This is a genomic window from Streptomyces sp. NPDC086147, assembly GCF_040702165.1.
Classification (GTDB): domain Bacteria; phylum Actinomycetota; class Actinomycetes; order Streptomycetales; family Streptomycetaceae; genus Streptomyces.
In genome coordinates, this window is the sequence record NZ_JBFBJO010000014.1 from 25,851 (window position 1) to 48,337 (window position 22,487).

The window sequence follows — 22,487 nt, forward strand, 5'->3', positions numbered from 1 at the left end:
CTCCGGTCGCCAAGACACGAGAGACCCCCCCTTTTCCCACCCGTTCTGAGACTAGGCGGTAACCGGACAATGGACAGATTCATCGCGGTCGAACGCGCCCTGCGGACCGCCACGCCCGACGCTCTCCTCCAATCCCTGGAGGAAGGGCTGGTCACGCAATACGGCGCCGCAGACGTCACCCTGCTCATGGCCGACTACGCGACGACCATACTGCAACCGGTCACAGCTCTCCCCTATACGAAGGAACCCATCTCAGTCCACGGCAGCGCCCCGGGCCGGGCCTTCAACTGGCAGTCGCCCCACGTCGAGGACGCCGACGGGAACGGCCCGGTCACCGTGCACCTGCCGGTGAGCGTGCGAGGAGACCGCATCGGAGTCCTGAGTCTGCGCCTTCCCGACTGGCAGGAGGGCTCCGATACCGCTCAGGAGCTGACACAGATCGCCGAGGTACTCGGACACGAGATCGTCGTCGGCGAACGCGACACCGACCTCTACCTCCAGGCCCGGCGGGCCGACCGCCTCACACTCGCCGCCGAAATGCAGTGGCAGCTCCTTCCCGGACGTTCGTGCACCCGCCCGGAGTACGACATCGGCGCACAGCTCGAACCCGCCTACGCAATCTACGGCGACAACTTCGACTGGTCGACATCCACCCACGACCTCACCCTGACCGTGACCAACGGAATGGGCGAGGGCATCGACGCAGCCCTGCTGACCAACCTCGCAGTCAACGCCCTGCGCAACGCCCGGCGGGCCGGTCTCTCCCTGGCCGACCAGGCCTACCTCGCCGACCAGGCGCTCTACGGCCAACACCGAGGGACCCAGCACCTGGCGACTCTGCTGCTGCGCTTCGACCTTGCCACCGGGGCAACGGAGATCGTGGACGCCGGATCGCCGAAGATGTGGCTTGTACGGCGCGGCAAGGTCAAGCAGATCGAGCTCAACGCCCAGCTGCCCCTCGGCATGTTCGAGGACACCGTCTACACGGCCGAGCACTTCCGAACCGAACCGGGCGACCGCCTCGTCTTCGTCAGCGACGGCGTCTACGACGTCACCTCCCCATCAGGAGAGCGGTACAGCGAACGAGCCCTGGCCCGGGCCCTGACCAGCACCCGGCTCCTGCCCGCCTCCCAGGTTCCCCGCGCCGTCCTGCAGGAACTCGCCGGCCACCGCGGCGTGATCGACGCCGACGACGACGCCATGGTCGTCTGCCTTGACTGGCGCGGGCGGCCGTCGGACTGAGGCCCGAAGGGAGAAAGGGCGGTCCCGGTACTCCGAAGGTGCTTGGGACCGGTCCACAGCCGAGCTGCCCGCGCCCACGATGTCGACCCCTGAAGCCGTGCCTCCGCGCCTTCCCCACCGTCGCTGAACGCCACAGCGTGGCACCGGCCGGCATGATTCACATCGGCGACGACTGGACCTGCGACCCCCTGGGCGCCCTCGATGCCGGCGCCGTCCCGGCATCCCCGACGACCTCACCACCCGCCTCGCCGCTACGCGCCCGACCGCCACCGCGCCGCCTGCTGGACAACGGCACGGGCGCCGGCCTGGTCGCCGAAGCCGCCGGCCGGGCCTCGGGGGAACTGTGGGAAAACCTCCACCATCAGGGCAGCGCGATCGCGGTGGGAGCACTGGCGGTACCGTTCCTGCTCCGGATCGCGACTACAGGGATTCTCGGACTCTGGGCGAGCCCTCTTCGCCTGGTCGCCGAGATCGGACGATGCCAGCACTTCGGGGACGGGACACGCGAAGGCCTTCTCCAAGTCATCGAGGATCCGCTGGAGGTGGAGGGCAGCACGATGAAAATGCTCTGGCGTGGGCCCGGGAGCTGTGGAGGCCCCGGCACCGTGCTCCTCGACCAGTTGGTGGAAGATCCGGGTGACCGTGTGCCACTGCTTGCACGGAGCCTCCAGGCCAGCTCGCAGAATCCCGTCGGCCACCACCTTGTACGGGCCCGACGCGGTCGCGCGTGCCGGGAGCTTTTTCGCGGCTTCGGCGAGACCGAGTCCACGCCCTCCCTGATCCTCCGCCGCGACACATCGAGTCTTTTCCAACCTGGCATCTGTGCTGCTCAGCGTCCCGATTCTTCACGATTGGCGTGGGTTTCTGTCCAAGAGTCTCGCGACTGGTCAAGGTCCGTGGAGACCTTTCGCGGGTTCCGCTCCCCGACGCAGCAGTAGGTTGGAAAAGGCTCAGCGAGCAGGGTCAACCTTGCCTGACCCGGTGCGGCAGACGTCGTCACCACAGGCGCAGGAAGCTCCGGACATCGTCATAGCCATCGACGGCACGCCCGTCCACGTCTGTCGGATCCTCCTCGGCTCGCACCGCCAGCGACTCCGCCAGTGCGAGGGCCTCATGGCCGAGTCGCCCGAAGCGTCGAGCGGTGTGTCCCAGGCACAGGCCGGCCAGCCCGAGCAGCGGACTTTCCGACGCAGCCCGCGTCCCGACCCGCACGTACCAGTGCTCGACGAACTCCGCATCGTCGTCGTTCAGCGCGGTCCCGACCAGGACGCCCGCCGCCTCACCCTCCGCCGAGCGGTCACGCAGAGCCCGCTCCAGCGTCTCGACCACTGCCTCGTGAGACAGAGCCAGAGGGTTCTCGAGGCTCAGATGAGAATGCACCCCACGAGACTACGCAGAGCGCATCCGACATCGGCCTGCCGGCGCCCCGTCGCCAGGACGGGCGGACGTTGCCTGAAGCGGCACTACGCCGTCCATGGGTGCGGTGGGGCTGAACTGGGATTCAACAGGACTCAAACCGCCATTTGCACTCCACAGCGTGGCCGATGAGTTTATGGCTCGCGGCCGGTCCAAACTTGTGACGCTTCAGAAAGGGCATCGCCATGTCGGAACTTCTCGTCGACTTCATCACCTCCCTCGACGGCTACGCATCGGGAGAGGGATGGCCCGGTTTCTGGGGCCTGGAGGGCCCGGAGTACCTCGCGTGGCTCGGTGAGCAGCCTGAGGTCACCTACCTGATGGGAGCGAACACCTACCGCTTGATGTCGGGCTTCGCCGCAGGCGAGGTCCCGAGTGGCCAAGACGAGTTCAGGCCCGAGGAAGAGGCATCTGTCAACGAGCTCACACAAGCCTCCAAGGTGGTGTTCTCCTCCTCACTCGAGGAGCCACTGACGTGGGCCAACTCCACGCTCGTCCGCGACGATGCCGTCGAGGCGGTCCGCGCCATGAAGTCGAGCGGCTCGGGGCTCCTCAGCACGATCGGCAGCCTCAGCCTGTGCCGGTCCCTACTACGGGCAGGACTCGTCGACCGCTTCCGGGTCGTGATGTTCCCGGTGATCACCGGGGCCACGGGTGAAGAACGCATCTACGACGGCTACCCGGACGTCGCCCTTGAGATGATCGAGCACCGCACCTTCGACGGCCGCATCCAGCTGGTCGAGTACAAGCCCCGCGTGCTCGATCACCCGCCACTCGTCACCCCTGCGTGACATCGCCCGATCCGCAGGTCTGGACGGCCGACAGACCGGTGCGGGCAGACGCGGAGCAAGACCCTGAGAGACGGACAGCCAACGACAGGACGTCCGGCTCCCTGATCCTGGGTCGTCGCAGGTCAGCCCGCATGCGCTCTCTGAACCACAGTTCCTGCAAGATTCAACTTCTGGAGACGGATGCGTCGCCAGAGGCCTTCCCCGGCAGAGCCACGCGAGCCAGGCCCTGTCGGGACGATCATGGGGCTACCGGGCCGTGAGGCGTGGTGAAGCGGTCCAGTAGCCGGATCGCCATGTCGTGATGGAAGAAGCGGGCCCAGTCGTAGGCGGTCTCTCCGTTGAGGACGAGGAGCGGATCGGCGCCATAGGCCAGAGAATCGCAGTGAGTGCGCTGTCGACCGGCTGCCCTGCCTGGGTGGCGGAGTCTGCTTCCAACTCGATGGCGTGCATCAGCAGGGTCGTCCGGCAGCAGACCTCATCGACGTCGGCCCCCTCGTCGAGGAGACGCGCGAGGGCGGCGTGGTCGCTCGACCCCACTGCCTGGTGAGCAGGCGTCCACGTGTTGTCGATCTCGATGGCGTCCACCGCGGCATTTTGCCCAACGGAACGCAACCTTGATCGACCGGACAGGCCCTAACGAGCTCGTGCACGGTAAGCGGTGAGACGTCGGGCCACGGGTGGTCGATCATGGTGGGGTGGTGGAGACCGTGACTCGTGCAGCGATCGTCAGCAGCCGTCGGATCACAGGCCTGTCGGCCGATGTGATCGCTGAACTCGTTGTGGACCTGAGCCCGTCATGGCATGAGCGTCACCAGGCAAAGCTGCTCTTCCGGCCGCGGCAGCGGGGTGTGGGAGCCGGCGCGAAGCACCGGCTGGTGTTCCTCGACCGGCTCCTGGCCGCGCTCGTCCGTCTCCGTCACGGGGTCACCCATGACGTGCTGGCCTGCTGATTCGGCGTGGACCGTTCCACCATCACCCGCGCCATCGGCGAGGTGCGGCCCCTGCTCGTCGAGCGGGGGTGCACGATCAGCTCCGGCATCCGGCTGCGGACACTGGCCGAAGTCATCAACCACCTCGGGGCCAGCGAACAAACCCGGATCATCGACGGCACCGGGATCCGGGTCCGCTGTCCGGCCGCCGGGCGCAAGCACCGGGACGCCTTCATCTCCGGGAAGAACAAGCAGAACGCCGTCAAGACCATGGTCCTCACCGACCAGAACGGGCGGGTGCTGGTCAGCAGCCCGGCCACGCCAGGCAGCTGCGCGGACGTCACCCACGCCCGCCAGTTGGGCCTGGTCAGACTCCTGGCGGACGGCCCAGCGGTGAAGATCCTCGCCGACGCCGGCTACCAGGGCCTCGGCGCCCAGACCGGCGGACGCGTGGTGACACCACCGCACCGCACAGACCGCCCACACCCCGACGGCCCTTCGGCCAACCTGTACCGCGTAAGGATCAGCCGGGCGGGCAATCGCGCCGAGCACCACCTGCCAGTGCCGGAACGCGCGAGGGATCTGACCGTGCTGGTCGTCGGCGAACGGGTCACGAACGTGCTGTGAGTGTCATGCTCCATACACTCCGCGGCTCTGCCCGCGAAGGCGCCGGGGCCGTGACGCCGAACGGCGACCCTTTTCTCACTGCTCGGTTCACTGTCCCCCATGTGCCCGAGACGTTCCTCCGCCGGCCCCGCCTGACAGAGCGCCTTCACCCGTGCCGTGACCGGTCCAAGACGTTTGATGATGGTCAACGGGCCGGCGGGGGCGAGGACGTCGTGGGCGGTGGTCTTCGGAGCCGCCGCGTCGTCGATGTGGTGCCGCAGGTTCTGGCCGGTGTCGCCGATGACCCGCAGACGGTTGGCGTCGGGAGTTGAAGTCGATCCCGATTCCATGGACGCCGTGTGCTCCCGTACCCGACCTTCCGTGTCCGCGACGAAGAGCTCGCTGCTGCTCGTTCGGTCTCCGCCGGTTCGCGCGGTGTGGGGACGTGGCGTGGGATGGGAGCGGTGCCGGGTGAGGCACGGGCCCCCGGGTAACCGGACGGGTACGTGCGGCCGGACGGGCCGCGACCCACGGAGTGAGGAAGCACGATGCCTGCAGGATCGAACGCGAAGCGCGAACGCCAGTACGAGCACATCAAGGAGGGCGCCGAGAAGCGCGGCACCCCCGAGAAGCGGGCGAAGGAGATCGCCGCGCGGACCGTGAACAAGGAACGGGCCCGCTCCGGCGAGTCCGCGACCGCGAGTAGGACCTCCACGCGGGACAAGAAGTCCGCCCCCCAGCGGGGCGGCGAGCGCTCGCACAGCGGCGCCCAGGGGCCGACGAAGGACCAGCTCTACGCGGAGGCGAAGAAGCGCGGGATCGAGGGCCGTTCCTCCATGAACAAGCAGGAGCTCAAGAAGGCCCTGGGCCGCTGAGTCCCGACGACCCAGGAGGGACGACCGGAGCCGCGGTCCCGTCATGGAGCTGCGGCGGGGAGAGTCCGCCGCAGCTCCATGACCAGTTCGGCCGACTCGCTGCGGGACTTCGTCGACCCGCGCCGCGGCTCCGGACGCGCCGGCGGTATCGGCTGCATCGCCGAACGGGTGCTGTAGCTGCGGCGGACACACGCCGACGGCGTCTGCCTTCTCGGCCGTCCCGACCGCTCGGCGGGCCGCGGGGCGGGAGCGTCGCCGTGCGCCTACGTTCTCCCCGGATCCTGCTCGGGTACGGACTCGGAGCGCCCCGGGGCGGCGGGCGGTGCGCTTGACGAGGGACGAGGCGGGCAGACGCGCGGAGAAGCCATGCTGTCAGGCGCCGGGTGCCACCGCCGGCAGGTCGCCCTCCGAGGCGAGGAGCGTCATCCGGCGCAAGTGGCACCACACCGTTTCCGGAGGTTTTCCATGTCCGTTTCCGCTGGGTCCGATCCGCTCGCCGAACTGTCCGCGGCCGGGGTGTCGGTCTGGCTCGACGACCTGTCCCGTGAGCTCCTGGCGGGAGGCGGGCTCGAGGAGCTGATCGCGGACAAGCACGTGGTGGGGGTGACCACGAACCCGACGATCTTCGCCTCCGCCCTGTCCAAGGGGGACCGCTACGACGCACAGCTCCGGCGCCTCGGCGACGCGGGCACCGGCGTCGACGACGCGGTCTTCGCCCTCACCACCGACGACGTGCGGGACGCCTGCGACGTCCTCCGCCCGGTGTACGACCGCACCGACTGCGTCGACGGGCGGGTCTCCATCGAGGTGGATCCCCGCCTTGCGCAGGACGCCGACGCCACCGCCGTCCTGGCCCGCAGACTGTGGGAAGCGGTCGACCGCCCCAACCTGTTCATCAAGATCCCGGCCACCCGCAAGGGGCTGAAGGCGATCACCTCCGTCGTCGCCGAGGGCATCAGCGTCAACGTCACGCTGATCTTCTCCCTGGAGCGCTACCGCGAGGTGATGGACGCCTACCAGAGCGGTCTGGAACAGGCCCTGACCGCGGGACGCGACCTTTCGACCATCCACTCGGTCGCCTCGTTCTTCGTCTCCCGCGTCGACACCGAGGTCGACCGCCGTCTCGACGCCCTCGCCACCCCCGAGGCACGCGCACTCAAGGGAAGGGCCGGAATCGCCAACGCACGGCTCGCCCACCAGGCGTACGAGGAGATGACCTCGGCGTCCCGGTGGCAGCGCCTGGCCGCGACCGGAGCCCGCGTACAGCGCCCGCTGTGGGCGTCCACCGGCGTCAAGGACCCGTCCTACCCCGACACGATGTACGTCAGTGAACTCGCCGTCGCGGGCACCGTGAACACCATGCCGGGAGCCACCCTGGCCGCGTTCGCCGACCACGGCGCCCTCCCGGCCGGTCCTCCGAGGGCGGGCGACCACGCGGCGGCCGCCGCCCACCTCGAAGCACTGGAACACGTCGGGATCGACTTCGAGGACGTCACCGACACACTGGAACGCGAAGGGCTGGCCAAGTTCGAAGCCAGTTGGAAGGAACTCGGCGACACGGTGGAGCGCGAGATGCGCTCGGAAACCACCGCTTCCGGTGAACACGGCGAAAGCCGGGAGGGCGGCTCCGAGGAGGCCGACCTGCTGGCGATCTACCTCAACGACCACTACTCCGGCGCCACCGGCGGCCTGGAGCTCTTCCGGCGGGCCGCGCAGGCGCAGAAGGGCACGGAAGCCGGCGAAGCCCTGTCCGAACTGGCCCGCCAGATCGATGAGGACCGCGACGCGCTGGCGCTGATCATGACCGACCTGGGGGTCGACATCCGGCACTCCAAGGTCGCCCTGGGCTGGCTCGCGGAGAAGGCGGGCCGCCTCAAGCCCAACGGCCACCTCTTCTCCCGGTCCCCGCTCAGCGACGTCCTGGAGGCGGAGTCGATGTTCCTGGGCGTCCAGGGCAAGGCGGCCTGCTGGCGGACCCTACGGGCCCTGGCCGAAACCGACGAGCGCCTCTCCGCCGACCGTCTGGACGCCCTCGCGGAGCGCGCCGACCGGCAGAGCACGACCCTGGAGGAGTTGCGCCTCGCGGCGGTCACCCGCTCCCTGCGCCCGAGCGGTCCGCACAGCCCTCCCTCGACCTGACAAGGAAACAGCACCATGACGAACGAACAGCCCGGCAAGGGCACGCGACGCGAGCGGTCCGTGACGAGGCCGGTGGCGGAGCTCGCGGGGTGGGACGAGGCGGACGTACGGGCCGTGGACACCGCACGGCTCCTGGCAGCCGACGCCGTGCAGAAGGTCGGCAACGGCCACCCCGGAACGGCGATGAGCCTGGCCCCGCTGGCGTACCTGCTGTTCCAGAACGTCATGCGCCACGATCCCGGCGACGACCAGTGGCTGGGGCGGGACAGGTTCGTCCTCTCCTGCGGCCACTCCAGCCTGACCCTCTACATCCAGCTCTACCTGGCCGGGTACGGACTGGAGCTCTCGGACCTGGAGGCGTACCGGACGTGGGGCTCGGCCACTCCCGGGCACCCCGAGCACCGGCACACCTGTGGGGTCGAGATCACCACCGGACCGCTGGGGCAGGGCCTGGCCAGTGCGGTCGGGATGGCGATGGCCGCCCGCCGCGAACGCGGACTGCTCGACCCCGACGCCGAACCCGGCACCAGCCCCTTCGACCACCACGTCTACGTCATCGCCTCCGACGGTGACATGATGGAAGGCGTCACCTCGGAGGCCGCCTCCCTCGCCGGCCACCAGGAACTCGGCGGCCTGACCGTGTTCTACGACTCCAACCACATCTCGATCGAGGACGACACCGACGTCGCCTTCAGCGAGGACGTCCCGGCCCGCTACGCCGCCTACGGCTGGCACGTGCAGACCGTCGACTGGACCGTCACCGGCGAGTACGTCGAAGACGTCGACGCCCTCCTGGCAGCCGTCCGCGCCGCCCGGGAGGAGACCGGCCGCCCCTCCCTGATCATGCTGCGCACCCTCATCGGCTGGCCCGCCCCCACCAAGCAGAACACCGGCAAGGCACACGGCTCCGCCCTGGGCGAGGACGAGGTCGCCGCCACCAAGGAACTCCTCGGCTTCGACCCCGAAGCGCACTTCGCCGTCGAGGACGATGTTCTGACCCGCACCCGCCGGGCGCGCGAACGCGGCCGCCGGGAGCGTGCCGCCTGGGACGAGACGTTCGCCGCCTGGCGAAGCGCGAACCCGGAGCGCGCCGCGCTCCTCGACCGCCTGCGGGACCAGCGGCTGCCCCAGGGCTGGACGGACGCGCTGCCCTCCTTCCCCGCCGATGCCAAGGGAATGGCCACCCGCGCCGCCTCGGGCAAGGTCCTCAGCGCCCTCGCCCCCGTCCTGCCGGAGCTGTGGGGCGGCTCGGCCGACCTCGCCGGGAGCAACAACACCACCATGGACGGGGAGCCGTCCTTCGTGCCGGCCGACCGCCAGACCAAGGAGTGGAAGGGCGGCCCCTACGGGCGCACCCTGCACTTCGGCATCCGCGAGCACGCTATGGGCGCGATCCTCAACGGCATCGCCCTGCAGAGCCTCACCCGCCCCTACGGCGGCACCTTCCTGACCTTCTCCGACTACATGCGCCCCGCGGTGCGCCTGGCCGCACTGATGCAACTGCCGGCCACCTACGTATGGACCCACGACTCCATCGGCCTGGGCGAGGACGGCCCCACCCACCAGCCCGTGGAACACCTGGCCGCGCTGCGGGCCATTCCCGGCCTGGACGTGGTGCGCCCCGCCGACGCCAACGAGACCACCGCCTGCTGGCGCGCCGTCCTCGAACACGGCGACCGCCCGGCCGGACTGGTCCTGAGCCGCCAGAACCTGCCCGTCCTCGACCGCGACAGCGGGGAGTACGCGCCCGCCCGGGAAGCCACCAAGGGCGGCTACGTCCTGGCCGACACCGACGACGGCGCGACACCGGACGTCATCCTGGTCGCGACCGGTTCCGAGGTCCACATCGCCCTGGAGGCCCGCACCCTGCTGACGGCCGACGGTCTCGGGGTGCGGGTGGTGTCGATGCCGTGCCGCGAGTGGTTCGCCGCCCAGCCGCAGGACTACCAGGACCGGGTCCTGCCCCCCACGGTACGGGCCCGGGTCAGCGTCGAGGCCGCCGTCGGACAGGGCTGGCGCGACGTGGTCGGCGACGCCGGCCGGATCGTCGGCCTGGAACGCTACGGCGCCTCCGCCGACTACCAGCGCCTGTACGACGAGTTCGGCATCACCGCCGAAGCGGTGGCCGCGGCAGCCCGCGACAGCCTCCACGACACCCGGCAGGCACTGCGGCCCGGCGGCCACCGGCAGACCTCCGCCCCCACCAGCGGCGGCACCGGCGACCGCCCCTGACCGGACCGCACCTCCGCCGGACCGCAGCGCCCCCTGCATCCCGGGCCGCCACAACCCGGGCACCGGGGGGCGACGTCGAGCGGTGCGCCGGATCTGTCGAAGGAGGCGCGGGCCGGGTGGCGGGCCGCTCGTGCGGCCGCCGTCCTCGCTCTGCTCGCGGAGGCGGAACGTACAGCGCCGCCCCTGCCTCCCGCTCCGCAGGCGTCCGCACTGGCCGTGCCCTGCTCACCCGTCGGCCCCGGTGAGGAAGACGACCGGGCCGGGACGGGGTGGGGGCTGGACTGGAGCCAGGGCCCCGCCAGCACCGGCGGTCCTGCCCGCAGTTGACACCCTCGGTCGTCCCGTACGGCAGTCGGCGCAGCAAGGGGCGGCCGTCCGGAGGAACCCGGGTGGCCGCCTCGCTGTGTGTTCAGCGGCTGGGAGCGGTGTCAGCGGCTGCTGTCCGGTACAGCGATCCGGGTACCGTGCCAGCCCGGTGCGTCCGCGATGGACTCGGCCGCAGGCAGGCCGGCTGTGACGATGCCCTCCTTGGTGTCGGCGGGATCGACATGCCCGCTCCGGCCGGTCTTGGGGGTGAGCAGCCAGATGGTGCCACCGCCGGCGAGCGGGGCACTCGCGTCGACGAGGAGATCGACGAGGTCCCCGTCGCCCTGGCAATACCACACCAGCACGGCGTCCGTCGTGCCCTCGTGGTTCGCGTCGACCAGCGCGCTGCCGGTCAGCGCCTCCACGCTCTCGCGCAGTTCCTGGTTGCAGTCCTTGTCGTGGCCGAGTTCCTGCACGCTCTGCCCGGAAGCGAACCGCATCCGCTCCGCCAGTGTCGTCTCTGCCGTCGTCATCTCCGGCCCTGCCCTTCTCGTCCTCGTCACGCGCCCGGTCGGCGCGCCCCGACGTTCAACGGCCCCCGCGCCCGGACGTCATGCGACCGCGCCCGACCCGCACACCGAGACGCCCCGTCTCGTTGCCTGCTCTCGGAGGCAACGGGCAAGCTCTACCGGCGCGATAGCCCGGACGGAATCGTGGCCGGCATGAAGGCCACACACCTCCCCGGACGGGGCCTGGTCGCCGCCGTCGTCTCCTCGATCGGCGTGCGTCACGACGGCGTCCACGCCCTCGTCTCCACCGGCCTCTACCTCGACCTCAGCCGCGTCCTGCGCAACCCGGCCGACGACCCTGCGCTGCGCTTCTGCACCGGCCTGGACGCCGACGTCTACGCCCACGTCATGAAGACCCCCGGCGCCCCGACCCTGATCAACCGGACCGCCGTCCAGCTCCGGGCGCTGGCCGAAGAGCTGCCCGCGGGCCGCCCGGTCCGTCTCACGGTGGCGTGCCAGGGCGGCCGTCATCGGAGTGTGGCGACGGCCGAGACGGTCGGACGGCTCGTCTGGAAAGCGCGGAACAGGGAGTACGGCGTCGACATCGAGCACCACCACATCGACCACCCCGTCCTGACCTCCTCCACCCCACCTGACCTGCCTGGTCAAACGGGAGGAAGGCCGCCCGGGCTCTGCGGGGCGACCTTCCTTGGCCGTGCCCTTGATGTCAGGCGTTCAGGCCGCGTCTGTTCACCTTTCTCATCACCGACCTCCACCAGCGCCCCGATGCTTGGGACAGGCTCTACCAACCGCTCAAAGACATGCCGGAAGCGCAGGAAGAAGGCCTCTGAGTCAGCCTCGGCCACCACCGCGTCCCACCCGGTGCCGTGGCGTAGGCAGGTTGATCACCGGCCGGCCGGTGTGGCAGGGAAAGGTGGGAGGGTTGTGGCGGAGATCGAGGTGCCCGGGCCCGACCTCGACTGGCAGCCGGCCGTGCAGCTGCCCTACTACACCGGTAAGAACCCCGCCTACCAGTACAGCGTGTGGGAACACTGCGCACCGCTGTTCCAGATGATCGGCGGGCTGGTGCTGCCGGTGCAGTTCGTGGCCCGGCGACTGCGTCTGCAGGTGGAAGGGTCCTGGGACGGGCTGGACGAACTCGACGTCGTCCTGTTCCGGCTCAAGGGATTCAGCTTCGCGATCAGCAAGCACGACGGCGATCCGTGCGGCATCTCGGACGTCTGGCTCACCCAGCCGCACCAGCGGGCCGACGAAGCTCTCGACACCCTCTTGCAGGTGATCGGGATCGGCGAGGACGCCGTCGCGTTCCGCGGCGACGCGCACAAGGCCCCCACGCAGCCAAGCTGAGCCGAGCAGGGAGAGACCGTCCCGGACCGTTCAGCACGAGGGACACGAGCCACTCCACTGGCAGATCGCTGTGGCGCACACGGGACTACCCTGCTTGCGCGACACGCCTGGAGGGAAGAAAACCCGTGGCCCCGTAAGCCCGCGCACGGCGCATAGTGGACCCGGTCCATGACCCCCCCTCTACCGAAACGGATCCTGCCGCGTAACGACCACCCCTCTGGAACCCCTGACCGCGCGCGTGCGCGGGCGAGGTGGTGATGGTCCTGCGCCACGACCCTCTCGTCGGGCAGGTCTGGATCGTCGAGGAGGTCTGCGCGAGGTGTGCACCCCGCATTCCCCACGCCCGGCTCCTGGCCCGCACCGCGGCTCCTGCCCGACGTGCCATCGCCAAGCCGACCAACCAGAGCCGGGGTCAGGACCGTGCGCAGGTGCTGCCTCGCCCGGGGGTGCCCAGCCTGTTCTCCTCCGCCGGCACCGCCGAGGCGGGCACCGACACGGTCCGGCGCCCGCGCAAGCCCTACCGCCGCCCCTGCCAGGGCTGAGACGCACGACCCGCGGCAAGGAGTCCGGTTGACGGGCTGTTCACGAGTACCGCCGACCTGGTGCGATGTAAGGCACCTGAAGATCGCTTCCCGCCTTCAGGAAGATCGTTTCCCGTTCTGCGACAGATCTGTGGCGGACAAGGTGCGGCGGCGCACGAGGTCGATCTCGACGATCCGGACGGTGGTCTCGTCGCCCTCGCTCACCACCTGGTCGGGGTGCTCGATGGGCTCGTCACCAAACTGGGTGATGCGCACCAGGCCCTCGACACCGTCGGCGATGCAAACGAATGCTCCGGACGGGATCACCTCGATGGCCTGCCCGGTCGTGACCATTCCTGTCTGGTCCGCGAAGGGTACGAGCGGGTCCTCTTGGAGGGCTTTCAGCGACAGCTGGACCTGTCCACGCCGGTTGTCCACGTCGATGATCTCGCCGACGCCCCGCTGGCCAGCCGTGACGGCGTCTGCGGGATGGTCGATCCGCCGCCAGCTCAGTTCCGGGCCCCTGATGAACCCGGTGCACTGATCGGCCGGTTCGCCGTCGAGGTTCACGAACACACCGAAGTTGTGGACGCTCTGCACCTGACCCTCGTGTGGTGCACCGCGCCGAAGGCCAAGGAGGAAGGCTCGCAGAGCCGGGTCCTCACATGCCGCAGTGGACGCTCAGACACACTCTTGCTGCCAGTCGACGGCTATCACTTCGAAGGTGAGCTGCTGCCCGATGCTCACGGCTTCGGACGGATGCCCGATGGCCTTGCGCGTCGGATCGCCACGAGGGATACGTACCAGCGCTTTCCCCGGGCCAGGGAACCCGTCCAGTTCCATGAGCGTCTGGCGGTCCTCGACGCTGATGACGCGGTCGGCACGGACTTCGCCGGCCCGCAGGTTGTTCAGAAAGTTCTTCAGTGCGTCGCTCGACTGGGATTCGGTCAGGCTCGTGACCCCATGGCCATTTGCGAGCATCTCTGACCAGTGGCGCAGCCACTGCCTGCAAGATCGCTTCCCGGCCGATCTGCCGAACGGGTACGGTCCACCGCATGGTGGGCGACTTCGATGCAGCCGTGGCCATTCACGACGGCATATCGGACCGGTCGGAGGCATGGGATTTCATCCGGGCCTTCGCGGCTGGGTGGTATGCGCCCTTGACCGATGGTGACGGTGTCGGCGAGGAAGAGCTCAAGCGGGCGGAAGGCCGGCTGGGTCTGTCACTCCCTGAGGCTCTGCGTGAGGCATATCTGCTCTTCGGCCGCCGTCCGGAGTTGTTCGAGCACCAGGATCCGATGCTGCCTCCGTCAGAGCTCTTCGTGCACGAGGACCTCGGGGGTGTGCTGTGCTTCCGTAGCGAGAACCAAGGGTGCGCACTCTGGGGAGTGCGTCTGTGCGACCTGGGTGAGACCGACCCGCCAGTCGTCGTGCGGTCACGGGACGGCTGGCGGCCCTTCATGGAGAGGGTCTCGCCGGCGTGTGTGGAGTTGGTCCTGTCAGAGGCGCTGTTCAGCGAGGGGCGGCTCTACGACGCGTGTGAATTGCCGCCCGATGTTGCGGATGGGCTTCCGCGGCTCTTTGAGCGAGTCGCTCTCCCGGATTACCCATGTGGATGGGGGAAAGACGAGTCTCCCGTCCGCTGGTACTCCGCTCCCGGGCTTCTTCTGCGGCAGGACGGACTGACGCCCTTCAGCTGGCCGCACGTTCGGGGGCGAAGCCTGGCTCATCTCAGCCCGGCCTGCTCTTCTGGCCAAGGCCGATGGGTCCACTGAGCCTTTTCCAACCTCACGTCTGTGCTGGTCAAGGGCGTGCCGACGAGTGACTGTGTCAGCCGGTGGCAGGCCTGTGACCGGCAGATCCACAGTCGGTCGGCATGCTGCGAACGCTCCGACGGACACGGTCGGCGGACCTGACAGCCAGGTTGGAAAAGGCTCACAGTCCCGGGCTTGGCCGGGCGAGACGTCGGATCAGCCGGTGGTGCTGGTGGTGCCGTATTCGATGTGTCCGGCGAAGCGCTGTGACCAGGACGGGTCGTTGTTCACGGTGATGGTGAAGTCGTACCAGCCGTTCTGGTACCGGACGGCGTTGAAGAATTCGCTCCCTTGCCCTCCGGCGGCCACGGCATAGGTGTCGTCCCATGTGCGGTACTGGTTGGACACGATGCGGAAGGTGACGCCTTGTGTGCCGTGGTTGCGCAGGGTGAAGACGATGGCGAGCTTGCCGGTGGACGGGTGGACCTCGAAGGCCGGCTTGACGGAGACGTGCTGACCGCGGGCGATTCCGGAGGCGTCGCCCTTGAAGCGGCGAAGGAACCGGTTGGGGCCGACCACCGAGAAGTCGTACGTGCCGTTGCCGTAGCCGCTGCCGACGTTGAAGTAGTCCTCCGTGGCGGCCTGGGCGTCGACGGTGTACTGCCAAGGGCCGCCGGTGCGGTAGGCGTTGGCGTAGACGGCGAAGTGGGCGGCGTCGGTGGCGTGGGTTCCCTGGTTCTGGAGGGCGATCCAGGTCTTCATGGTGGTGCCGCCGACTTCTACCCGGTCGAGGTAGGCGTTGGTCTGGTAGGGCAGAGCACATGCCGCCTTGGTGCCCGGTTCCTGGACGGGCGCCGTGTTCGTGCTGGGCCGGGCGGGGTTGACGCCGGTGGTTCCGGGCGTCTGGCCGGCGGGAGCGGCGGGGCCGAGGGCCGGCAGGGTGTAGGCGGATGCGTCTTTGCCGAAGTCGAAGACGCTGGTGAGGTCGCCGGCCACCTTGCGCCGCCAGGCGGTGATGTTGTCGCACACGGCGGGTTTGCCCAGTGCCGCGGTCCACTTCTCGAGGAACTGGATCATCGAGGTGTGGTCGAAGGTCTGCGAGCAGACCCGCCCGCCGGTCGTCCACGGTGACACGACGATCATGGGTACCCGCATGCCCAGCCCGACCGGCCCTTCGACCGCGCTGTACGTGCTCCATTCATCGGTCGCGTCGGCGGATCCCTTCGGTGGGAACGGGGGCGGTACGTGGTCGAAGAACCCGTCGTTCTCGTCGTAGGTGATGAACAGCGCCGTGGAGCGGAAGACCTCCGCGTCGGCGCTGAGGGCGCCGAGCAGGCGCTTGACGAACACGGCACCGCGGCTGGGCGTCTCATTGGAATGTTCGGAGTGCGCTTCGTCCGTCACCACCCAGGACACCTGGCGCAGGGTGCCGCCCACGACGTCCTTGCGGATCGCCTCGATGATCCGATCGGCGGTGGTGCCTCCTGAGGGGAGCGCGGGTACGGATTTGACACCGGAGTCGTACAACGGGCCGGACGAGTACCCCGCGAAGTACTCCAGCGCGTTGTCCCCGTAGTTGTCGGTTTCGACGTTGTAGGTGCGCCAGGTGACGCCGGCGTTCTGCAGTTCCTCCGCGTAGGCGGTCCAGGGCTGGTTGTCGCCCTCGAAGTCACCGCCGTTCAAATGCGGGGGGTTGATCAGCCCGACGCCGGTGGAGCCGCTCCAGAAGTAGTTGCGGTTGGGTCCCGTCGAGCTCAGGACGGAGCAGTGGTAGGCGTCGCAGATGGTGAAGGCGTCCGCCAGGTCGTAGTGGAAGGGGAGGTCGGCGCGGGTGAAGTAGCCCATGGTGAGCTGGCCCTTGTTGGCGATCCACCGGTCGAGGCGCCCGCCGTTCCACGCGTTGTGACCGTCGGTCCAGCCGTGAGCGGTGCCCACGCCCTGGGCGTTCTTCCAGCCGTCGGTTCCCCCGCGGTTCAGGGCCCAGGGGTAGCGCCAGGACGAGCCGTCCGGCTGCTGGAGCACCGATTTCCCGGAGGGTGCGCTCGTCGTGCCGGGGAGGTCGACGGTGCTCTTGTCCCCGAAGCCGCGGACTCCCTTCAGCGTGCCGAAGTAGTGGTCGAAGCTGCGGTTCTCCTGCATGAGGATGACCACGTGCTCGATCTTGGTCAGATCGCTCGCGGACGCGGCGGCGAGCGCCACGCCGAGGTCCTGCGACGACGTGTCTGCGGCAAGACGGGGGAGGGCTGACGCCGCGGCAGCCGCACCGGCAGCTGAGACGAGGAACTTCCGGCGATCCATGGGCACCATGACGTGACCTCACTGGCTTCTGGTAGGGAACGGTGGTGTACCGGTATGAGTGACAACCACGAAGGAGAAGGGGCGGCTACGCCTGGTCACACGCCGGGTGGACCTTGGTGGTCGGCCTGCGGTCGGACCGCGGGGAGCCGCCTGTACTCCGAGTGCTACAACCCCGGGCCCTGATAGGCGCCACGGTTCGGCTTGGTGGTCGTGGAGACCGGATTGGCCCAGTAGTCACGGCCGCCGTTGTCGGTGACGACGGCGCCGTTGCCGAGGGCGGGCGAGGTGGACTTCAGCTTGTAGCCGTCCACCTCGTGGATGGAGCTGCCGTCGGTGCCGGGAGCGACGAACCGCGGGTCGCCGGTGATGCCGTTGGACGTGGGACGGGGTACGCCCTGGAAGACGTTCCAGTACCACTGGATCCCGGACTTGGCGGGCAGACGGGAATCGGACGTGCCGACGAAGATGTTGTTTTCGACGACGCTTTCGTCGGGAAGCGTGATGTTGAACTTCTTGTCCGTGCAGTAGAGGACGTTGTTGTACATGTGCAGTGCCGACCGGCCGGCGCCGTTGCTGCTCATCCGGCAGTCGTTCTCGGAGATGTTGTAGCGGATGATCTGCTTGGCGCCGCCGATGGTGCCGCAGCCGTCGCAGTCGAGGAAGAAGCCGCCGATGTTGTCACGGCTGTAGTTGTACTGAATGGTGCAGTAGCCGGCGTTGCCCCAGTCGCAGTCGAACGCCTGGCTGTCGGCGACGGACATCCTGGTGGTGTCGTACACGGCGTTCTTCTGGATGGTCGGGTTGTGGTCGCCGAGTACCCAGATCCCGGCGAAGTTGCCGCCGGAGAAGGGGTAGACGCCGTTGCCCACGCCGGATGCGTTGTTGTACTGGATCATGGGGGAGTTCGCGTAGCTGACGATGATGCCGTCGCCGCCGACGTCCTTGAGGGTGTTGCGTTCGACGAGGACGCCGTTGCCCTTGTTGGCCATGGAACCGGTACGGATCTTCAGGCCGCCGCCACCGGTGTTGCTGATGGTGTTGTGGTGCACGTGCACCTCGTTGAGTGTGGAGTTCGTCCCGGTGGCGCCGGTGGCGCCGGTGGCGCCGGTGACGACGCCACCGGACTGGACGTAGTCCTCAGTGACGGAACCGGTCTTGTTGGTGTAATGCCGCCCAGCGTGCGGCCAGCGCGGACTTCCCGACCCCACCCAGACCGCGCAACGCGTGGACGACGACCTCACCCGCCCCCGCGTACCTCCTCCGATCGCTACTTCGCTCCCATGAGCTGGGCGGCCTGGAGGGCGGTGTCGGTGACGTCCACGCACACCACCTGGTGCGGGGCACAGATGCCCCGGTCGATCAAGTTCGGCTGAACAGGCCCCAGTATCAGCTCGCCGTCCTGATTCCTTTCGGGAGGACTGCGACCAGGATGGCGACGGCTTCTTCCGGTGTCTCGGTGCGCGCGACCAGCTCGCCTCGGTTTCGCACCCCGTACAGCCCCTCGTCGTAAGGGCGGATGCCGTATCCGACCCGCGCCTTCCGGGGCTGTTCGGCGCTGGTGGAGAACCAGAGGTTGAAGTGGCTGTTGACCGGCATCAGCCGGCGGAGTACTGGCTGGGCGTACGCCGCCGTCAGCAGTGCGTGGGGGCGCGTGCGCCCGTCGTGCAGTGGCATGTGGACGCGGTCGAGCTTGATGTGCCACGTCAGCTCGACGGCGTCGAACGGCTCCCGCTCGTGAGCGAGGGCCCAGGGCCTGAACTCGATGAACGGGGCGCGCGCGCCCTGGTCTCCTCGAGGCCCCCGCCGCTCGTCCACGCCGTCGTCGCCCTGACCGCTTCGGCCAGGTCCGCGGTCCGTCCGCCGGCCAGGGGAGTGCCGTTGTCCTGGAGGTGCATCCGGAAAGTCGGGCATCTCTCGCCGGGCGGGTACACCACCACGCGCCGGCCGCTTCCCGCGTCGACGTACTGCGCGAGGCGACCGCACTGCCTGTCCGGCTCGGGCGGGGCAAGCCCGAGCCCCTCGGCCGTACGCCCCAGCGCGGCCCGCAGGGCCCCGCCGCCGTCCCAGCCGCTTTCGCCGAGTCCTACTTCGAAGTTCATCGCACCAGTGTCACCCTGACCCGCACCAGACCTCGCCGAGTGGCGGGGGGCGTCATTCCAACTGTGCTGTACTCGAGGCTGTCGGGGGTGTTCGGGCTGGCGCCAGGGGTGGGCGCTATGGTGCTTGGCCGTGGACGCTGCTGATCTTGACTATCGGGCCCGGACGCGGTCCGGCTGCATACCGCCGGAGCTGGTCTCGCGGCTGTTCGAACAAGGCCATGCCGACGTGGTGGAGCTGCAGGCCGGACGCGGGGAGTGGTTCTGCGCGCTGGCGTGGGCGCGAGTGTTGGGTGAGCAGGGCCGAGAGGCCGATGCGTTGGAAGTGCTCGCCCCGTACGTGGCGACGGGCTGGTGGACGGCCGTGGTCGCTACGTCCGAGTTGCTGGAGGGCTGGGGCCGCATCGACGAGGCGATCGAGATCAGCCGGACCCGTATGGAAGCCGGGCATCCGCTGGCTCTGGAGGCCTACACGCGGCTGCTCGCCCGGCACGGCCGCGCCGAGGGGGCCTTCGACCTGCTCGTGCCGCACGTCGACGACTGGGCGCTTGCCACCGCCCTGGTCGACGTCGCCTCCGTTGTCGGCCGCGACGAGGAGGCCGCCGCGCTGCTCGCCGGCCGGGTCCGGGCCGGCCACTGCTGCGACGGCCCGTGGTGCTGCCGCGGCCTCGATACCGACACGGTGCTCGGCCTGCTCGCGACGATCCGCGAGCGTCAGAGCCGGATCGATGAGGCCATCACCCTGCTCCGCCGCCGACAGATCATCTCGGTCAACAGCCGGGACCAGCTCGCCGGTCTGTTGGCCCGGCACAACCGGATCGAGGAGCTGCGTGCCTACGCTGCGCGGGACGGGCATGAGGAGGCTGTACAGCAGCTGGCGGAGCTGCTGGAGGAGGGTGGCGACGTGGAGGGCGCGATCGCCGTATACGGGCAGGTCAGCGGCCCTGCGGCCCGGGACCCGAACCTGGCTTACGAGCTTGCGCAACTCCTGGTCCGACACGGACGTGGTGGAGAGGCGATCGCCGTGATGCGAGCCCAGGCCGACGCCCACCCCGGCGACGACTGGATTCTCCACGCCTTGTCCGAGCTGTGCCTCGACCAGGGTCGCCCCGCCGACGGCCTGGCCCACCTCGATGCCCTCGCCGCCCGGCGCGGGGGTGAGGACGGGTGGGAGCTGTTCTGGATGCGGTTGCCTTTGATCGCCGCCTGCAGTGGGGCCGCCGCGGCGGTTGAACGGGCCCGAGCCCACCCCGAAGGCAACACCTGGTACGCGGCGGAGCACATTGCACACCTCCTCGCCGGTGCCGGGCGCATCGAGGAAGCCGTCACCGTCCTCCAGCAGCACGACCGCAGCAACGACCATGACCTCGCCGGCTACCTCGTCGACCTCGGCCACATAGAGGAGGCCCTGGCCATCCTGGTGCACAGAAGCCCCCCGCCACCACTCGTACCGACGACGCACCTGTGGTCCGACGAGCCGCCGTTCTGAAGCCCTGATGGAGTGCTGGCGGTGACTGCCCATCATTCGATGGCTGGCAGGGCCATTCGCGTGTTCACCGCCAGTCCTAGGATGGGGAGTATGAGCAAGGGCCATGCCGGCAGACACAAGACCATGCCGATGACGACGCGGCGGACCCGCTGGCAGGAGGCGGGCAACAGCCAAAACTTCGGCAAGCGTTTCGCCGAGCTTGTCTCCGCCGGCGAGGACATCGACGGTGAAGCCCGGCTCGCCGACACGCTCCTGCCGCGCGGCGCCCGAGTGCTCGACGCCGGTGCCGGCATGGGCCGGGTCACTGCGGCACTGCTGCGGTGCGGGCACGACGTGGTCGCGATCGAACCCGATCAGGCACTGGTCCGACAGGCCCGGGAGACCTATCCAGGGGTGCCGATCCAGGAACGCGACATCCTCGACCTCGGCCCCGACGACGGTCCGTTCGACCTGGTCGTCTGCGTGGGCAACGTCATGGTCTACCTGGCCGAGGGCACCGAACGCGCGGCCCTGCACGCGATGCGCGCCGTTCTCGGCGAAAACGGCCGGATCCTGATCGGCTTCCACCTCCAGGACCGGCCCCCGCACGCTCACGCCTACACCGCGGCCGAGTTCGAGGCGGATCTCGAGGCTGTGGGACTCCGCGTCGACCTGCGGGCAGGCACCTACCAGCTGCACCCCGCGAACCAGGCCTACGGTGTCTGGATCCTGAGTCACGCCCAGAGGTTGTCCCGTAGATGATCTGGGGCGTGCAGGCTGGCCTGCTGGTTTTCCTGTCATCCGGTGAGGGTGAGGTTGTGGAGGCGGGCGATGCCGAGCATGGCGTGGTGTACGCCGTCGCCCTTGAGGCGGCAGTCGCGGGGGATCTTCCAGTTCTTCATGCGGGCGGAGGTGTGCTCGACGCGGGCCCGTACCTTGCGGTGGGAGGCGTTGTGCTCCTCCTTCCGGGCCGGCATTTCTCCGTTCTTGTGCCGGCGGTAGTGCGGGATGGCCGGGCCGGTGCCCCGGTAGCCGCCGTCGGCGACCACCGTGGGAGTGGTGCCGAGGGCGGTCTCGGTGCCGGAGTCCTGCCAGGCCCGGCAGTCGTTGTGGTTGCCGGGCAGCGGCCGGCCGACGGCGACGAGCAGGCGGGTGTCGGCGTCGATGACGACCTGGTGATCGGTGGAGTGGCGGTAGTTCTCGCTGGAGGCGGCCACGGTCCGGTCACGGGTGGGAACCAGGGTGCCGTCGACGATGAGCACGGTGCTCTTGCGGAACCGTCGCCGGGACTGGAGGGCGAGAGCCGGTCTGAGGTGGTCGGCGATCCGGTCGGCCGCCGACTTCGAGACGCCGAACAGCGGGGCGAGCCGGCGCAGGGTGAGGTTGGTGCGCCAGTACGCGGCCGCCGGCAGCACCCGGTCCTCCAACGGCAGCGACCACGGTCGGCCCTTGCGGACCGGATCGGCCCCCCTCACGCCGCAGCGCGGTGATCAGTCTGTTGAACTGCTGCGGGTTCAGCCCGGTGAACGGCCCTGTCCGGGAGAGCTCCGATGCCGTGATCACACCAGCCGCGGCAAGATCATCTCACTTCTGACCAGCAGTTACGGGACAACCTCTAGAACGAATGGTGGTCCTGGATCAACCCCGGCATGGCGACTTCGGGCGGCCGTCTGTTCACACTGGGCCGGAACGAAGTCCTCACGGCGCTCGGTCCCTGCCCCCCAGCGGCGCCGGGCCGAGCCACCCACCGGCCCGGCGCTCGCTGTCAGGAACCTGACGCACGGCCCCGCCGCGCTCTCCCCTCTCGGCTGACAGGAGGGAGATGCCGGGCCGGTTTCCAGCCATCTTCGAAAATGGTTCTCTCTCCGGTCCCACCCGGCAACCGTTGCCATCCGGCACCGAGCCGAGGCGGCATCCCGACTCGCATCTTCGGCCTG

At 69.2% G+C, this 22,487-nt stretch carries 17 protein-coding genes and 2 pseudogenes; 11 read left to right on the forward strand and 8 right to left on the reverse strand.

The features are described 5' to 3' along the window. Positions 1 to 69 precede the first annotated feature (69 nt). A complete protein-coding gene (locus AB0398_RS25520) occupies positions 70 to 1,242 on the forward strand; it encodes a PP2C family protein-serine/threonine phosphatase (RefSeq protein WP_366377956.1) in 1,173 nt (390 codons plus the stop codon). Positions 1,243 to 2,238: 996 nt separating this feature from the next. On the opposite strand, the gene AB0398_RS25525 is transcribed toward AB0398_RS25520, so the two are convergent. Beyond that, complete coding sequence (locus AB0398_RS25525) at positions 2,239 to 2,571, reverse strand: hypothetical protein (protein ID WP_366377957.1); 333 nt, start codon at positions 2,569 to 2,571, stop codon at positions 2,239 to 2,241. A gap of 272 nt (positions 2,572 to 2,843) precedes the next feature. Here AB0398_RS25525 and AB0398_RS25530 point away from each other — a divergent pair, with 272 nt between their 5' ends. The 6 genes and pseudogenes from AB0398_RS25530 (at position 2,844) to tkt (ending at position 10,230) form a co-directional block, all read left to right on the forward strand. Next, positions 2,844 to 3,449, forward strand: coding sequence for a dihydrofolate reductase family protein (locus AB0398_RS25530; protein WP_366377958.1), 606 nt, complete (start codon positions 2,844 to 2,846; stop codon positions 3,447 to 3,449). Positions 3,450 to 4,144: 695 nt separating this feature from the next. Then, entirely contained in the window at positions 4,145 to 4,399 is a 255-nt protein-coding gene (locus AB0398_RS25535) for a hypothetical protein (protein WP_366377959.1), read from the forward strand. Between the two features lie 6 nt (positions 4,400 to 4,405). Further along, positions 4,406 to 5,005, forward strand: a complete 600-nt coding sequence (locus tag AB0398_RS25540; protein WP_366377960.1) for a transposase family protein — start codon at positions 4,406 to 4,408, stop codon at positions 5,003 to 5,005. A 527-nt stretch (positions 5,006 to 5,532) separates the two neighbouring features. Further along, a complete protein-coding gene (locus AB0398_RS25545; RefSeq protein ID WP_366377961.1) occupies positions 5,533 to 5,859 on the forward strand; it encodes a plasmid stabilization protein in 327 nt (108 codons plus the stop codon). A 465-nt stretch (positions 5,860 to 6,324) separates the two neighbouring features. Continuing rightward, positions 6,325 to 7,434, forward strand: a pseudogene (gene tal / locus AB0398_RS25550) (transaldolase); the annotation flags it as partial. Between the two features lie 579 nt (positions 7,435 to 8,013). Then, a complete protein-coding gene (tkt, locus tag AB0398_RS25555; RefSeq protein ID WP_366377962.1) occupies positions 8,014 to 10,230 on the forward strand; it encodes a transketolase in 2,217 nt (738 codons plus the stop codon). A 428-nt stretch (positions 10,231 to 10,658) separates the two neighbouring features. Here the strand turns inward: tkt and AB0398_RS25560 are convergent, their stop codons facing one another. Beyond that, the gene (locus AB0398_RS25560) at positions 10,659 to 11,069 is read right to left on the reverse strand and encodes a DUF3052 domain-containing protein (RefSeq protein ID WP_366377963.1); all 411 of its coding nucleotides are present in this window, start codon (positions 11,067 to 11,069) and stop codon (positions 10,659 to 10,661) included. A gap of 189 nt (positions 11,070 to 11,258) precedes the next feature. Between AB0398_RS25560 and AB0398_RS25565 the strand changes: the two genes are divergently transcribed. Next, positions 11,259 to 12,413 carry an RNase adapter RapZ gene (locus tag AB0398_RS25565; protein WP_366377964.1) on the forward strand — a complete coding sequence of 385 codons (1,155 nt, stop codon included), beginning with the start codon at positions 11,259 to 11,261 and terminating at the stop codon, positions 12,411 to 12,413. 638 nt (positions 12,414 to 13,051) lie between these two features. Here the strand turns inward: AB0398_RS25565 and AB0398_RS25570 are convergent. Together AB0398_RS25570 and AB0398_RS25575 are read right to left on the reverse strand one after the other, a co-directional pair. After that, positions 13,052 to 13,534 carry a S1 RNA-binding domain-containing protein gene (locus AB0398_RS25570; RefSeq protein ID WP_366377965.1) on the reverse strand — a complete coding sequence of 161 codons (483 nt, stop codon included), beginning with the start codon at positions 13,532 to 13,534 and terminating at the stop codon, positions 13,052 to 13,054. A gap of 81 nt (positions 13,535 to 13,615) precedes the next feature. Beyond that, positions 13,616 to 13,915, reverse strand: a complete 300-nt coding sequence (locus AB0398_RS25575) for a hypothetical protein (RefSeq protein ID WP_366377966.1) — start codon at positions 13,913 to 13,915, stop codon at positions 13,616 to 13,618. A 74-nt stretch (positions 13,916 to 13,989) separates the two neighbouring features. Here AB0398_RS25575 and AB0398_RS25580 point away from each other — a divergent pair, with 74 nt between their 5' ends. Further along, a complete protein-coding gene (locus AB0398_RS25580) occupies positions 13,990 to 14,709 on the forward strand; it encodes an SMI1/KNR4 family protein (protein WP_366377967.1) in 720 nt (239 codons plus the stop codon). Between the two features lie 195 nt (positions 14,710 to 14,904). Here the strand turns inward: AB0398_RS25580 and AB0398_RS25585 are convergent, their stop codons facing one another. From AB0398_RS25585 to AB0398_RS25595, 3 genes are all read right to left on the reverse strand, one after another. Further along, positions 14,905 to 16,995, reverse strand: a complete 2,091-nt coding sequence (locus AB0398_RS25585) for a phosphocholine-specific phospholipase C (RefSeq protein ID WP_366377968.1) — start codon at positions 16,993 to 16,995, stop codon at positions 14,905 to 14,907. Positions 16,996 to 17,150: 155 nt separating this feature from the next. After that, positions 17,151 to 18,194, reverse strand: coding sequence for a hypothetical protein (locus AB0398_RS25590; protein ID WP_366377969.1), 1,044 nt, complete (start codon positions 18,192 to 18,194; stop codon positions 17,151 to 17,153). A 178-nt stretch (positions 18,195 to 18,372) separates the two neighbouring features. Beyond that, entirely contained in the window at positions 18,373 to 18,801 is a 429-nt protein-coding gene (locus AB0398_RS25595; protein ID WP_366377970.1) for a DUF6193 family natural product biosynthesis protein, read from the reverse strand. 414 nt (positions 18,802 to 19,215) lie between these two features. On the opposite strand from AB0398_RS25595, the gene AB0398_RS25600 reads away from it, so the two are divergent. Both AB0398_RS25600 and AB0398_RS25605 read left to right on the forward strand, forming a co-directional pair. Then, the gene (locus AB0398_RS25600; protein WP_366377971.1) at positions 19,216 to 20,571 is read left to right on the forward strand and encodes a hypothetical protein; all 1,356 of its coding nucleotides are present in this window, start codon (positions 19,216 to 19,218) and stop codon (positions 20,569 to 20,571) included. Between the two features lie 90 nt (positions 20,572 to 20,661). Next, positions 20,662 to 21,312, forward strand: a complete 651-nt coding sequence (locus tag AB0398_RS25605; protein ID WP_366377972.1) for a class I SAM-dependent methyltransferase — start codon at positions 20,662 to 20,664, stop codon at positions 21,310 to 21,312. Positions 21,313 to 21,347: 35 nt separating this feature from the next. Here AB0398_RS25605 and AB0398_RS25610 read toward each other — a convergent pair. Continuing rightward, positions 21,348 to 22,113: pseudogene (locus AB0398_RS25610) on the reverse strand (transposase). Positions 22,114 to 22,487: the final 374 nt, after the last annotated feature.

What these genes read in the sequence shown, in the direction of transcription:
- AB0398_RS25530 (WP_366377958.1), top strand. Translation starts at nt 2,844, where the DNA reads ATGTCGGAACTTCTCGTCGACTTCATCACCTCCCTCGACGGCTACGCA.
- AB0398_RS25575 (WP_366377966.1), bottom strand. Translation starts at nt 13,915, where the DNA reads ATGCTCGCAAATGGCCATGGGGTCACGAGCCTGACCGAATCCCAGTCG.
- AB0398_RS25545 (WP_366377961.1), top strand. Translation starts at nt 5,533, where the DNA reads ATGCCTGCAGGATCGAACGCGAAGCGCGAACGCCAGTACGAGCACATC.
- AB0398_RS25605 (WP_366377972.1), top strand. Translation starts at nt 20,662, where the DNA reads ATGAGCAAGGGCCATGCCGGCAGACACAAGACCATGCCGATGACGACG.
- tkt (WP_366377962.1), top strand. Translation starts at nt 8,014, where the DNA reads ATGACGAACGAACAGCCCGGCAAGGGCACGCGACGCGAGCGGTCCGTG.
- AB0398_RS25565 (WP_366377964.1), top strand. Translation starts at nt 11,259, where the DNA reads ATGAAGGCCACACACCTCCCCGGACGGGGCCTGGTCGCCGCCGTCGTC.
- AB0398_RS25560 (WP_366377963.1), bottom strand. Translation starts at nt 11,069, where the DNA reads ATGACGACGGCAGAGACGACACTGGCGGAGCGGATGCGGTTCGCTTCC.
- AB0398_RS25585 (WP_366377968.1), bottom strand. Translation starts at nt 16,995, where the DNA reads ATGGTGCCCATGGATCGCCGGAAGTTCCTCGTCTCAGCTGCCGGTGCG.
- AB0398_RS25580 (WP_366377967.1), top strand. Translation starts at nt 13,990, where the DNA reads ATGGTGGGCGACTTCGATGCAGCCGTGGCCATTCACGACGGCATATCG.
- AB0398_RS25520 (WP_366377956.1), top strand. Translation starts at nt 70, where the DNA reads ATGGACAGATTCATCGCGGTCGAACGCGCCCTGCGGACCGCCACGCCC.